The organism is Streptomyces spiramyceticus, from assembly GCF_028807635.1.
GTDB classification, from domain to species: Bacteria; Actinomycetota; Actinomycetes; order Streptomycetales; family Streptomycetaceae; genus Streptomyces; species Streptomyces spiramyceticus.
On the sequence record NZ_JARBAX010000001.1, the window covers coordinates 1948585 to 1961248 of the forward strand.

General features: G+C 69.5%; 12 protein-coding genes, 1 tRNA gene and 1 pseudogene. 9 read left to right on the forward strand and 5 right to left on the reverse strand.

The window, feature by feature from the left end; all coding sequences use genetic code 11:
* The first annotated feature begins 1 nt into the window (after position 1).
* Together PXH83_RS08855 and PXH83_RS08860 are read left to right on the forward strand one after the other, a co-directional pair.
* Positions 2 to 205 carry a helix-turn-helix domain-containing protein gene (locus tag PXH83_RS08855; protein WP_274558565.1) on the forward strand — a complete coding sequence of 68 codons (204 nt, stop codon included), beginning with the start codon at positions 2 to 4 and terminating at the stop codon, positions 203 to 205.
* A complete protein-coding gene (locus PXH83_RS08860) occupies positions 205 to 1458 on the forward strand; it encodes a tyrosine-type recombinase/integrase (protein ID WP_274558567.1) in 1254 nt (417 codons plus the stop codon). The genes PXH83_RS08855 and PXH83_RS08860 overlap by 1 nt, the downstream gene beginning before the upstream one ends.
* Before the next feature lie 233 nt (positions 1459 to 1691).
* Here PXH83_RS08860 and PXH83_RS08865 read toward each other — a convergent pair whose 3' ends face one another.
* The 4 genes from PXH83_RS08865 to PXH83_RS08880 all read right to left on the reverse strand — a co-directional run bounded on the left by PXH83_RS08865 (position 1692) and on the right by PXH83_RS08880 (position 7299).
* Positions 1692 to 3050: a Cys-Gln thioester bond-forming surface protein gene (locus PXH83_RS08865; protein ID WP_274558570.1), complete on the reverse strand. Its 1359-nt coding sequence runs from the start codon at positions 3048 to 3050 to the stop codon at positions 1692 to 1694.
* Positions 3051 to 3383: 333 nt separating this feature from the next.
* The gene (locus PXH83_RS08870; protein WP_274558572.1) at positions 3384 to 3788 is read right to left on the reverse strand and encodes a single-stranded DNA-binding protein; all 405 of its coding nucleotides are present in this window, start codon (positions 3786 to 3788) and stop codon (positions 3384 to 3386) included.
* 112 nt (positions 3789 to 3900) lie between these two features.
* Entirely contained in the window at positions 3901 to 5694 is a 1794-nt protein-coding gene (locus PXH83_RS08875; protein ID WP_274558575.1) for a GTPase, read from the reverse strand.
* 6 nt (positions 5695 to 5700) lie between these two features.
* On the reverse strand, positions 5701 to 7299 hold the full coding sequence (locus PXH83_RS08880) for a dynamin family protein (RefSeq protein ID WP_274558577.1): 1599 nt from the start codon (positions 7297 to 7299) through the stop codon (positions 5701 to 5703).
* 317 nt (positions 7300 to 7616) lie between these two features.
* Between PXH83_RS08880 and PXH83_RS08885 the strand changes: the two genes are divergently transcribed.
* The 7 genes from PXH83_RS08885 to PXH83_RS08915 all read left to right on the forward strand — a co-directional run bounded on the left by PXH83_RS08885 (position 7617) and on the right by PXH83_RS08915 (position 12165).
* A tRNA-Arg gene (locus tag PXH83_RS08885) sits at positions 7617 to 7689 on the forward strand.
* A 586-nt stretch (positions 7690 to 8275) separates the two neighbouring features.
* Positions 8276 to 9466, forward strand: coding sequence for a helix-turn-helix domain-containing protein (locus PXH83_RS08890; RefSeq protein WP_274558580.1), 1191 nt, complete (start codon positions 8276 to 8278; stop codon positions 9464 to 9466).
* A 336-nt stretch (positions 9467 to 9802) separates the two neighbouring features.
* Positions 9803 to 10291, forward strand: a complete 489-nt coding sequence (locus PXH83_RS08895; RefSeq protein WP_274558582.1) for a hypothetical protein — start codon at positions 9803 to 9805, stop codon at positions 10289 to 10291.
* Complete coding sequence (locus tag PXH83_RS08900; protein WP_274558585.1) at positions 10288 to 10497, forward strand: hypothetical protein; 210 nt, start codon at positions 10288 to 10290, stop codon at positions 10495 to 10497. Before PXH83_RS08895 ends, PXH83_RS08900 begins: the two co-directional genes overlap by 4 nt.
* On the forward strand, positions 10497 to 10703 hold the full coding sequence (locus PXH83_RS08905; protein ID WP_274558587.1) for a hypothetical protein: 207 nt from the start codon (positions 10497 to 10499) through the stop codon (positions 10701 to 10703). Before PXH83_RS08900 ends, PXH83_RS08905 begins: the two co-directional genes overlap by 1 nt.
* A 134-nt stretch (positions 10704 to 10837) precedes the next feature.
* On the forward strand, positions 10838 to 11365 hold the full coding sequence (locus tag PXH83_RS08910) for a glycine-rich domain-containing protein (RefSeq protein WP_274558590.1): 528 nt from the start codon (positions 10838 to 10840) through the stop codon (positions 11363 to 11365).
* A gap of 497 nt (positions 11366 to 11862) precedes the next feature.
* Positions 11863 to 12165: a hypothetical protein gene (locus tag PXH83_RS08915; RefSeq protein ID WP_274558592.1), complete on the forward strand. Its 303-nt coding sequence runs from the start codon at positions 11863 to 11865 to the stop codon at positions 12163 to 12165.
* A gap of 15 nt (positions 12166 to 12180) precedes the next feature.
* On the opposite strand, the pseudogene PXH83_RS08920 reads toward PXH83_RS08915, so the two are convergent.
* A pseudogene (locus PXH83_RS08920) lies at positions 12181 to 12456 on the reverse strand (hypothetical protein); the annotation flags it as partial.
* Positions 12457 to 12664: the final 208 nt, after the last annotated feature.

The window sequence follows — 12664 nt, forward strand, 5'->3', positions numbered from 1 at the left end:
CATGGCCCGGTTCCTGCCCGACCGCTACCTGACCCCGGTCGACCTCGCCGACCTCCTCGGAGTTCCGCTCGAAACCGTCTACCAGTGGCGGCGCAAGCGCATCGGCCCCCGCGGTTTCCGGGTTGGCCGACACCTTCGCTACGACCCGGAGGACGTACGCGTCTGGGTCGACTCGCTGCTCGACACAGGGCAGGAGGCTGCCTGATGGCCGGGCATGTGCAAGACCGCTGGTACAAGACCGAGACCACCGCCGACGGCAGGACTGTCCGGGTCAAGAGCGACCGTTACGGCATAGGACTGCGCTACCGCGCCCGGTACGTCGGCCCCGACGGGACGGAGCAGTCCAAGAGCTACCCGGACCGTCAGAAGGGGCTCGCTGAGAAGTGGCTGACGCGGGTCAAGGCCGACATGGACGCGGGCCACTTCATCGACCCGAAGGCCGGGCAGATCACGTTCCGCGAGTACGCCGCGAAGTGGCTGGGCGGCCTGACGACAGACCTGGGCAGTCAGGAAGTCGTGACCAGACGTATCCGGCTCCACGCAGTTCCCTACCTGGGTACGCGCCCCATGGGTTCGTTCAAGCCCGAGCACATGCGCACCTGGTTGAACACGCTCAAGTCGGCGTTGCCGAACGCGACGTACCGCCGCGCCATCTACGACTCGGTGTCGTCACTGTTCAACGCTGCGGTGGATGACGGCGTGATCAGGTCGAACCCCTGTCACGCTCAGTCGGTCAAGGCTCCGGAACCTGAGCCCCGGTTGATTCGGCCTTGGACCGCAAAGCGTGTGCTCGCTGTTCGCGCGGGGCTGCCTGACCGGTACGCAGCCACCGTGGACGCGGGTGGCGGCTGCGGACTCCGTCAGGGGGAGGTGTTCGGCCTCGCTGAGGAGAACATCGACTTCGCCACGGGGTGGGTGCACGTCCGCCAGCAGATCAAGCGCGTCGGCGGCACGCTGGTCTTCGCCCCGCCCAAGAGGGGCAAGCTCCGGGATGCCCCACTCAGTCCGGTAGTGGCGGTGGGACTGCGTGAGCATATGCACCAGTTCCCGCCCGTCGAGGTCACGTTGCCGTGGAAGACGCCGGACGGGCCGCTGGTGACACTCAAGCTCGTCTTCACCAGCGGTGTGGGCAAGGCCATCTGGCGCAGCTACTTCGATGACTACGTGTGGAAGCCTGCCCTGGCCCTCGCTGGCGTCATCCCTCCCAAGGAACCCGGCAAGCGCTACGCCGCTGCGCCGGACGACGGCATGCACGCGCTGCGCCACTTCTACGCCTCGGTGCTCCTGGACGCGGGAGAGAACATCAAGGCGTTGAGCGTCTACCTTGGACACTCGGACCCCGGATTCACGCTGCGGATCTACACGCACTTGATGCCGAGCAGCGAGGAGCGGACACGCGCGGCCGTGTCGACGGTGTTCCAGCGGATTCACCCAACGGCACTCACCGCAGCGGCCTGACGGCCCACAGGCGGCCCACGGCCCGCTTACGGCCCTTGATTGGCGGTTCCTCCGCTGGTCAGGGGCCCTTTGCGTTGCTGGACTCGCCAAAAACACCCCATCTTGCCTGACGTCCACCCCGCGATGGAAACGGGTATGCCAACGGCCCCGGTGCGCCAAGGCGCATCGGGGCCACTGTCACCGCTCGGTCACAGAGCGCTGCCGTACTGCACCTGTCCCTGGTCGTCCTGTCCCTACTCGTCGGCCGAAGGTGTCTTCTTCTTGCGGAGCAGGAAGACCGCGGCGCAGCCGGCCACGACGAACGCGATCGCCACGCCCGCGATCATCGGTGTCGCGTCGGAACTCCCGGTCTCGGCGAGGTCCAGGCCTTCGTCGACGGGGATGTCACCGGCCGTGGCCGGGCTGGGGCGGTTCTGGGGCTGCCCCATGGTGCCGGTGGTCGCGGCGCCGGAGGTCTTGCAGTCGAGGACGCCCTTGAAATTCTTGCTGAAGCCGCCCGGGCTCTTGATCGTGAAGTCGTACGCCTGGTCCTCCTGGACCGGGATGGTCACGGTGCGCGACTGACCGGCTTCGATGGTGTGCTTGAAGCTCATGAGCTCGAAGCTGAACGGCTCGTCGCCCTTGTTGCTCGCGGTGATGTCCACGCCGCCCTTGGCGCAGTTCTTCTTGGCGGAGAGTGCCGGGACGGCGCCCTTCTTGGCCCAGGTGGCCGTGGCACCGGCCGAGACGGTGGACTCGCTGGAGCCGGCCAGGATCTGCGTCTGGCTCTGCGTGACGCCCGAGAAGGCGCGGCCGACCGGCACCGATGTGGTGGCCTGCACGGTCAGCGAGGACGAGCCGTCGGCGGCGTCGGCGGGGACGTCGAAGTACAGCTCGCTGCCGTTGACGGCGGTGGTGACGGGCTTGCCGTCCTTGCCGACGATCTTGACACCGTCGGCGCTGCCGGAGGTGATGGCGGGCGGGGCCACGGTGACGCGATCCGCGTTGGTACGGACGGTGACCGGGCCGAGCTTCTTTCCTGCCTTGCCGGAGACCGCGTTCGGCTCCAGCGTCAGGGACGCGGCGGGCTCGGCGGCCCCGCGCGCGTTCTTCTCCAGGAAGTCGGCGAGCTTCTCGGCCTTGGGGTCGACCGCGTCGACCTTGACGTGGTCGGAGTACCGCCAGATCGCGACCTGGGTCCCCGCCGCGGCCGTCTGCTCGGTGAGCGAGTCGACCCCGGCCCGCGCGGCCAGCGCGCTCAGGTCGTCCACCTGGGGGTACGAGTGCTCCAGGATCCAGCGGATCTTGCCGGCGTCCCGGTTGCCGGCGAGCGAGGTCTGGTCCCAGGAGGTCTCCAGGTACTTCGCCTGCGCCTGCGTCGGGCGGTGGATGTCGATGCAGTACGTCTTGAGCGTGCCCCCACCGTCGACGGTCATCTCGAACAGGCCGGCGGAGATCTGCTGGTCACCGCCGTCCGCGTGGATGACGGCCCCGTCGTAGGTGGTCAGCCCGTCGAGCGTGGCTGCCGCCCCGCCCTGGTGCTGCGGTGCCTCTTCCGCTGCGGCGGGACCCGCAGCGGCTATCGCACCGGCCGCGACGAGGCCCGAAGCCACGACCGCGGCGGCGAGACGGGTGGAGCCCCGTCGCCGTACAGGGCGCCCAGAAGACGCAGAGCGCGCAGAAAATGCCGAGAGCGCAGAAAACACAGAATTCCCCTTCGGGCGAGGCTCCTTCGCATGGGTGATGCGAGCGTGGGGGAGCGCCTCGCCGGCAGACTCAAGTGCCCCGTGAGTATCCGGGAATCCTAGGGACGCGTGGGACGAGAGCCGACTGTCATGCCGTCACATAACCATTCCGACTCGGAATTGTTATCGCCAACAGCCCTCTGAGCTGGGCCTGTCGACAAATCACCGCAGGAATCGGCCGGTCGTAAGGGTCAGGTCGCGTCAGGGCACCGGTGTCCTCGGGCGGTCCTCCAGCAGGGCCGGATCCCCCTTCACCACCCGCCTGAAGGCCGAAGTCCCGCGCGTCATGTCGTGCCCCACCGCCAGGGCCTCGATGTCCGCGGAGAACCTTCGCTGCCCCTCCTTCTCCTCGTCCCGCACCCTCAACCGCCCATATACGACCAGTGGTTCACCGACCGAGAGCGATCCGGCCAGGTTCGTCGCGAGCGCCCGCCGCGCCCACACCGTGTAGAAGCTGGAGTGCCCGTCCGCCCAGCTTTCCTTCTGCCGGTCCCAGTACCGCGCCGTCACCGCGAACCGGAACCGCGCCACCCCACCCGCCGCCGAGTCCCGGTAGTCCACGCCCGTCGCGACATTGCCCACCAACGTCACCCAGGTGTCACTCATGCCGTCCGCCCCCGTCCGTCATCCGCCGGTCATCCATCCGTGAGGCTCCAGCGCCTCGATCGATCTGATCCCATGCTGGACCGGACGCGCCGTGCCCGCTGGAGCCTGTGGACTAGCTGCCGGTTGTGGACAACCCCGTCACCGCCACGTACTGCTCCCGCACCTCCCGGTACCGCATCAGCTCCGCCGACACCGGATCCAGTACGCGCGCCCGCCCGCACCCGGCGGCCGCCTCCCGCAGCCTCCGCCCGGCCTCCTGCCCGTACCTCCGCGCCGGCCCCCTGGCCGCCACCGAGCAGGCCCACTCCACCAACGGGCCGCCGATGATCCCGGCCAGCATCACCAGAACGGGTGGCAGCAGACCCGGCTCCAGTACGCCGACGATCTGGCCCACCAGCCACAGGCCGCCGAAGACCTGAAGCAGCGTCATCGAAGCCTGTGCCAGCACCGCGAGCGGCCACCACGCGGGCCTGGGCGGCCGGTCGCGCGGCAGTCCGGCCCGTGCCGCCAGTACGTCCAGTTCCTCCGGCAGCCCCGCCGCGCCGCGCACCGCCGCCTCCCGTACCGCTTGCGCCCAGGGTGCGGGCAGCCCGGCCGCCGCCTCGTCCGCCACCTTGCGTACGGCCTGCTCGACGCGCTGCCTGGCGGTGACCTCCTCGTCGGCCGGGGTCTGCTGCCCCGCCGGATCGGTGCCGGCCCCCGGCTCGCGCCTCGCCTCGTACCAGCGCCACAGCCTCAGCCACGGCGTCCCGCACGCCTTCCCCGCGTTCCTGGCCCATTCGCGCTCCGCCGCCTCGGCCACCGCCGTCGCGCCCACGGCCTGCGCGAGCCGTTCCGTGAAGTGGTCGCGCGCCCGTTCGTCGAGCTCGGGGCGCCGTCCGTCGGCGACGTAGACCGGGCGCAGCCGGGCCGCGGCCGCGCTCACGTCGGCGGACAGACGCCGCGCCGGTGCACCCCGATCCTGTACGAACTGGCCGAGCATCTCGCGCAGTTCGCCCACACCGTCCCCGGTCAGGGCCGACAGCGACAGCACCGTGGCGCCGGGCTCGCCGTGTTCGCCCACCGCCATGCCGTCCTCGTCCAGCAGCCTGCGCAGATCGTCGAGCACCTGGTCGGCGGCGTCCCCCGGCAGCCGGTCCACCTGATTGAGCACCACGAAGGTGATCTCCGCGTGCCCGGCGAGCGGCCGCAGATAGCGCTCGTGCAGCACGACATCGGCGTACTTCTCCGGATCGACGACCCAGATCACCGCGTCGACCAGCTTGAGCACCCGGTCCACCTGGTCGCGGTGGGCGGTCATCGCCGAGTCGTGATCGGGGAGATCGACGAGCACGAGCCCGTCCAGCGCCTCGTCGCGCTCACGGCCGAGCGCGGGCCTGCGGCGCAGCCGTCCCGGGATGCCGATGCGGTCCAGCAGCCCGGCCGCGCCGTCCGTCCAGCTGCACGCGATGGGCGCGGAGGTGGTCGGCCTGCGCAGGCCCGTGTCGGAGATCTGCACACCGGCGAGCGCGTTGAAGAGCGTCGACTTGCCGCTGCCCGTGGCGCCGGCGATGGCGACGACGGTGTGCCGCGCGGAGAGCCGCTGCCGGGCCGCCGCCTCGTCGAGCACCCGGCCGGCCTCGGCGAGGGTGCCGCCTTCGATGCGGGTACGGGAGAGCCCCACCAGCTCGCGCAGGGCGTCGAGGCGTCCGCGCAGGACGCCGCCGTACGTGTCACCGCCCGGCAGTTCGTCGTACGCCTCGGGGGTCTCGGGCGCGGCGGGGCCGGGATCGTCGGACAAGGCGGCCGCTTCCGCGACGCGCCGGGCGATCAGCCCGTCGTCCCAGCGCCCTTCGCCACCGTCATCACTCGCATCACGTTCATCACGCTCGTCGCCGTGATCGGTCCGGTCAGTAACAGCGGTCACCGGGAGTCACTTCTCCTTCTGCAGTACGGAGAGCGCGGCGATCAGCTCGGCCTGCGGCTCCGGAGTCACTTCGAGGGCGTCGAGCGGCGCGAGCCGGAAGTCCCGTTCGGCATTCAGTACGCCGTCGATGTACGTCATGAGCAGTTCCCCGCCCTTGTCGCGCAGCCGCGTCGCGCTGACGGCACCGATCCGCTCGGCCAGCCGTTCCCCGGCGCTGCGCGTCCGCCGCCCGCCCAGCAGGGTGGCCGCGAGGAGCGCCGCGACGGTCTCGGGGTCGGGGGCGGGTGGCCGCTCCATGTCCCGTACCTCTTCCTCGGCCAGCTCTTCGAGCACCCGGCGCCAGCGCCGTACGGCCATCCCGATCCGCTCGCCCGCCTCCATGTCGGTGGCGCCGAGCTCCACCCCGCCCGCCGCGGGCTCTCGCGCCCACGCCTGGTGGACGTGCTCTTCGGCGGCGGCCACGGCGCACTCCAGGAGCGCGGTGAGGCTCCCGGTGAGCGAGTCGAGGAGCTCGCAGGCGTTGCTGTCCAGCGGGTAGCCGCGCCAGCGCGTGAGGGCGTCTCCGGCCAGTACAGCGCCGCTCTGGAGCCTTCGGCGTACCCGAGCGCCCTCCTTCTCGTACGCCTCCTCCACGGCCGTCGTGAGCCGCACAGAGGCGGCGTACTGCGCGGCGACGGCCGAGGCGAGCTCGGGCATCCGGGTGTTGAGGGAGCCGAAGACCCCCGAGGCGGTACGGCCCACGGCCTGCTGTCTGGCCGCCGGGTCGTGCACCCGGTGCGCCAGCCAGGCGCGCAGCGGCGCGACGGCGGTGGACGGCAGGAGCCCGCCGCCGCCGGCGGATTCGGGCAGCTCGGGGATGGTGAACCGGGGCACGTCACCGAGCCCGGCCTTGGTGAGCAGCGCCCCGTACTGCTGCGACACCTCGGCGACGACCTGGTGGGGCACCCGGTCGAGGACGGTGACGAGGGTGGCGTCGTACTCCTTTGCGGTACGGAGCAGATGCCACGGGACGGCGTCGGCGTACCGGCTGGCGGTGGTCACCATCACCCATACGTCGGCGGCGCAGATCAGTTCGGCGGCCAGTTCGCGATTGCGCGCAACGAGGGAATCGATGTCGGGCGCGTCGAGCAGCGCGAGCCCGCGCGGCAGCGTCGCCACGGTCTCCACCCGCAGCGCACGCCCCTCGGCCTCGGCCCGCGCCCAGTCGGCCCGCTGAGCCCTCTTCTCGCCGCCCGGAGGCACCGATACGCGCGTGAGCTGCGGCAGCACGCGCAATTCCGAGAACCACTGCTGATCGTCCGGATGGCATACGAGCACGGGCGTCCGTGTCGTGGGCCGCAGCACGCCGGCTTCGCTGACGCGCCTGCCCACCAGGGAGTTGACGAGCGTCGACTTGCCGGCGCCGGTGGACCCGCCGATGACGGCGAGCAGCGGTGCCTCGGGCTGTTTGAGCCGGGGCATCAGATAGTCGTCGAGCTGCGCCAGCAGCTCGACCCGCGCCTGCCGCGCACGCGGAGCCCCCGGAAGAGGGAGCGGCAGGCGCACGGCGGCGACACGGTCGCGCAGGGCGGAGAGTGCGTCGATCAGCTGAGGCCGTGCGTCCAAGGTCACCACATGCGAAGAATGCCCAATTTTGCTGTCTTTTAGAAGCCTATAGGGATCTCTGCGCGCCGATTGTCGGCCAGGGACAGACGGGACGAGTGGGGCGCAGGCATAACGAGTGCACAACACCCGGGACGCCAGGCGTCAAAAGCGGTGCACGATTCGCACTCGCCTGCGATTATCGGGAGCGCTTCACTGAACCTCCACATCGTGTCACGCAGCCGAAGCAACCGGCCCAAGGCGATCGGAGCCCTATCCTTGTCCCCGGCAAGGTCCAGGACCTCCCAGCCCGGGGCCCCGACCACCGAGGCCACGATCTGGCCCCCGTAGCTCAGTGGATAGAGCAGGCGCCTTCTAAGCGCTTGGCCGCAGGTTCGAGTCCTGCCGGGGGCGCACAGTCATCCTGACCAGCGGAAACGCTGGTCTTCTTCTTTTCTGGCTTGATGCACATCGCTTATGCACCTTAATTCGATCACGTTCGTATCCGGCTGGGCCGCCCACCACACGCACCGTGGGCCCAGCCAGTCACCCCGGCGCCGACTCGACCGTTCCTGGCCCCACCGGACCTGTCGGCAAGCCGGGTGCGGACTCCACCATCCCGGGGGCCACAAGGCGAGCGAGGGGGGGAAGGGGGAGACCGGCGACATCGGGCCGACGGGTCCGGCTGGCCAGTCGCGCGAGGAGGGGTATTCGTGGCAGACGCCCGACTACGACCCGGACGCCCGGATCTGCCGCCGCGACGGCGCTCCTGCCCCGGACCCGCCGCCGGGCAACTCACAGTCGAAAGCGTTGGACCCCTTCCGCGGCCAGTACCCCTGAACGACCGCACCCCCTCTCACCTTCTTCGGGTGGGAGGGGGCGCCTCTGTGCGTCCAGGGACGTACGAAAGCCCCACCCCGCGGGAGGGTGGGGCCTGATCGTGTACCAGCGGAGCCGACCGCGGGTACCGTTCTGGTGTCGAGTCAGAACAGGAGCCAGTATGCACGCTCTACCTCATGACCACACCGGCGCACGGATGAAGCGTCTACGCCTCGAACGCCACCTCACCCAGCGAGCCGTCTCGGACCTGTCAGGCATCCCGTACAGCACGTACACCAAAACGGAACAGGGCGTCATCGCAGCCACTCCGTACGTCATCGCGGCTGCCGCCCGGGCCATGCGCGTCGACGTCGCAACCGTCATGGGGCAGCCGTACGCCGACGAGTTGCGGATGGACCAACTCGATGTCCTCATAAGGCCGATCCGGGAAAGCCTCGACGTCTACGACCTCGGCGCCGACCCTGAGATCACCCCTCGCTCCCTCGATGTGCTTCATGACGACGCAGAGGCACTGTGTGCCGGAGTTCGCGCCGGGGAGATCAAGGCCGTGGCCTCGAAAGTCCCGGGACTGGTGCAAGAGACCACCACTGCCGCGCACACTTCGGGTGGCCGTGAGGCATGGCTGACCCTCGCCTCCCTCTACCGGTCTGCGTACGACGTCGCGTCGAAGTTGGGCTTTCAGGATCTCGCCACGATCGCCCTGGCCCGCATGGATTGGGCGGCACAGCGTGCATCCGACGCTGTCCTCGGGGGCATGTACCAGTACTTCCGGGCGCTCACGTATCTGCGTGACGGCCAGTACCGCACAGGACGCCGTCTCATCACCATGGGGCTCTCGATCCTCGGTCAAGCCGATGGCGCCCAGGAGCGGCAAGTCGTCACAGGACAGCTGCACCTTGGCGCCGCCGTGATGGCCGGCCGGGCACGTGACGGCGATCGGGCGTTCGAGCACCTGTCGGAGGCGAAGCGGATCGCCGACGGCACGGGGGAGGCGGCCAAGGTTCATTGGATGGCGTTCGGTCCCACCAACGTCGAGGTGCACCGCGTGAGCGTCCTCGCCGAACTCGACCAGTACGGCGAGGCTGTCGAGTCGGCTGACAGTGTGGTGATCCCGGAGGACTGGCCGAAGTCCCGGGCGAGCCATCACTACGCCGAGGTCGCCCGCGCGCAGATGTGGACCGGCAGACTGGAACCCGCGTTCAAGAGCCTCTTGGATGCCCGGCGTACTGCGCCGCAGCAGGCCCGCTATCACCCGACGGTCCGTGAGACGTACGCGGGACTGGAGGCGGCACACCGCCAACTGCCCCATTCTTTCCTGTCGTACGGCTCCTGGCTGGGCGCTTCACACTGAGTGAATCCATGGCCCCGACTATCAACAAGCCCTGATAGTCGGGGCGTTGCTCTGCCCACACCATGTCAGCATCAGACCCGCTGACATGGAGCCGACCATGATCACTCGCCATACGGTTGGAGGGCGCGCTCGTCGACGTGTCCTCGTCGATGCCGCCACCGGACTGCCCGTACCTCCCCCGAGCTACCCGCCGGCGCCCCATCCGCGTGACGGCGAGCAGCGCAAAGCGGCAGGTACTACGCCGTGATCCCATCCGGGGGCCATCACAGCACGGCCCGTACGAGTACAGAGCTAGGCCAGAATCTCGAACCTCTGCAGAGCACCCGCGGAGTGCTCGTGCACACGCGCCAGGCGCGAGAGTTCGCGGTCGGTCACTGGCTCCTCGCCGCAACGAACGACCGGCGGCAGGCCCGTGTCGAGTGGGAGACGTCCGGTATCGCACTCCTACGGTGCGGCGGAATCTTCTCCGCGGTCCGCATCCCGGCCGTTGTCGTACGCACGGCGGCCGGTACGGAGGATGCGCAGGCAGTCGATGCCTACCTCTCCGACGCCTTGCATGGCGGTCCGGTGTTCGGCGACTCCTGCTCGCAGGTGTACTACGCCCTGGTTCCGGCGAGCACGGCGCGCGGGTGGGACGTCCCGGAAACGGAATGCCTCGGAGTGAACTGCCACCTCGGTGTGCCCAGCCCGGAACTCACTGCCCCTGAGACGTACCGCTCCCACTGGTCCGTCCCTATGGACGGCCCCGGGGTGCTGTGCACGCCGGGCGCGGTGTCGCAGCTCGTGCTGTACGGCCGGTACCGGCGGGCGCAGGTCCGACGGTGAGCCCACACACGGCCTTCGGCCTCGGGCCGCGCCCGAACCACACACACGACCGCTCCGACCTCTGGTTCCCCTGGTCCTGCACAAGCCACCGCGGGGATGCGGAGTACGCGGAACTCCTCGACCACTGCACCCACTGCCTGACCTGCCTCGAAGACGACTGCGAGACCGGAGCCCAACTCCGGCGGGCAGTACGGAAGGCACGCTGATGACGGAGTGCCTCAAGGGCGAGCACGAATTCCCCGTCGAGGACGACACGGGCGCCTACTGCGAAGAGCACGGCGTGACCCTGCTCTGGCACGGCCCGCCCATCACGCCGGAGGACCTCATTCCGGACACTCCCACCACAGGCCCCGTCCAGGTCTGCGGCGCCCCTGCCCGAACGCCCCTTCCCGGCAGCGCGGCGCCCCACTGACCCCCGCTGCCCTCAGCACCCCGTGCGCAAGGAGGGCAGTGGGCCAGCAAGACCCGCCTCAGCCGATGCATCCGGCCAGGAAACCCCGGCCGAGGCGGACGTCCAACCCATCCAGAGAACGGGAGAACACCACCATGACTACCACCACCGAGGCGCCCGTGACACGGAACGTCTTCGACCTGATTCAACCCGAGGACCTGATGGCTGTGACCGCGACCGTCCAGCGCAACAACCCCGGTATGGCGATCGACGTTGCCGAGCTGATCACATTGGAGGCGCTGAAGCTCGAAGCCGCCTGCGCCGCGCACCCCCACGCCCGCCTGCAACCGTCGCGTGTGGTCGACGAGGGATGGCACGCGATCATCCTGCACACGCACGTCAAACAATCGCTGGCTGCTCGACTCGGCCTGTTCGTCCACCACGTACCCGAGGCCCCGGACACCAGCCGCCACGACCCCGGCGCCCTCACCCGCACCCGCACCCGCACCCGCACCCGCACCCGCACCCAGGAAGCCATTACGGCCGCCGGGTACACCCCCGAGCCCGCAATGTGGGTGGGCCCCAGCGACAACAGCATCACCGTCGCCGCATCGTGCACGCACTCCCCGGGCGGCCCCGAAGGTTCGTGCACCGGCGAGTGCAGTAACAGCGGCCCGAACTGACCGACCCCCCGGTCTCCGTTCCCCCGCGGCTCTACCGTCGTTGGGGAACGGAGAGAGACGAGGCAGAGATGCACGACTGGATTGATCCGCGGTACGCCGAGGTGGTGGACAGCTACCAGGCGTGGAAATCCGCAGCAGGGCCGCAGCCCACGCGAAGGCGGGGCTGGTCGAGGAAGTCCTACGGCGACCCGTTCGTGATCGTCGTCGACACGAGAACACGGACCCCATACACGGCCGGCCGCTGACACCGCCCCGGCCGTCCGCTTCCTGGGGAGCGGACGGCCGGGACTCTTCACTGCCGAGACCAGCAAGCGGTACGTCGATCGCTTCAGCGATTTGCGAAGAGCACCCCGCACAGCGCACCCCATCGGCGGCCAACCGGAACTGTCCCGCCCGGACTCGGCGCGTCGCCGGGTGTTTTGAGTGTATTTCATACTAATCTCCCATGACTGAACGAAGTCGATCTATCACAGATCGCACCCACCACGGGAGATGACATGCACAAGCTTCGCAAGGCTGCCGTCCTGGTCGCCGCCCTCGGCAGCGTCGGACTCCTGAGTACCGGCACCGCCTACGCCGGCGGCGATGGGCACGGCCACCACGGCCACCACAAGGGCGGCGACCACTTCAACATCCACCAGGGCTCCAACTGCAAGGACCACGACCTGAACGTCGACGTCCTCGGCCAGGTCGGCATCCTCAACGGCGCGCTGGGCAACGCGCTCAACGGCGAGGGGCACCCGGGCGCACAGGACACCCACATCGGTTCGAGCATGGGCTGCAACAACGGCGCCTTCTAAGGCCTGTCCCGTAAATCATCTTTGAGCGGATGGGGGCGTGGCCGGTGGCCCTTCCGGCCGCGCCCCCTGTCCGACGAAGTTGAGGTCGTGCAGGCGGGCGATCTCGCGCATGGCGTGGCGCACACCCTCCCCCCTGGGGCGACAGTCGCGCAGGATCTTCCAGCACTCCATGCGTGCGAAGACGTGCTCGACGCGGGCCCGGACTTGCTTGTGCGACTTGTTGTGCGCCCCTTTCCGGACCCACAGTTCCTCGCCCTTGCGGCGGCAGTGCGGCGCAGGCGTCGACTCGCCACCCGGCACGCCCACCACGACGCACCAGCATGGCGGCACAGGCACCCGCCTCGTAGGAAACACCTCGACCAGCCCCGGCCGTCCGACCCCGGTGGAGCGGACGGCCGGGGCTCTTTACTGCCTGACGAGTCGGCGAGCGGTACCCCGATCGCGTCGGCGATGCGGATGAGGGTGTCGAGTTTGGGCTCCTGTGGCCTTGTTCGATCCG

Excerpts from the sequence above, each read along its gene's own strand:
- PXH83_RS08855 (WP_274558565.1), top strand. The coding sequence starts at position 2 with ATGGCCCGGTTCCTGCCCGACCGCTACCTGACCCCGGTCGACCTCGCC.
- PXH83_RS08860 (WP_274558567.1), top strand. The coding sequence starts at position 205 with ATGGCCGGGCATGTGCAAGACCGCTGGTACAAGACCGAGACCACCGCC.
- PXH83_RS08870 (WP_274558572.1), bottom strand. The coding sequence starts at position 3,788 with ATGAGTGACACCTGGGTGACGTTGGTGGGCAATGTCGCGACGGGCGTG.
- PXH83_RS08890 (WP_274558580.1), top strand. The coding sequence starts at position 8,276 with ATGCACGCTCTACCTCATGACCACACCGGCGCACGGATGAAGCGTCTA.
- PXH83_RS08905 (WP_274558587.1), top strand. The coding sequence starts at position 10,497 with ATGACGGAGTGCCTCAAGGGCGAGCACGAATTCCCCGTCGAGGACGAC.
- PXH83_RS08910 (WP_274558590.1), top strand. The coding sequence starts at position 10,838 with ATGACTACCACCACCGAGGCGCCCGTGACACGGAACGTCTTCGACCTG.
- PXH83_RS08915 (WP_274558592.1), top strand. The coding sequence starts at position 11,863 with ATGCACAAGCTTCGCAAGGCTGCCGTCCTGGTCGCCGCCCTCGGCAGC.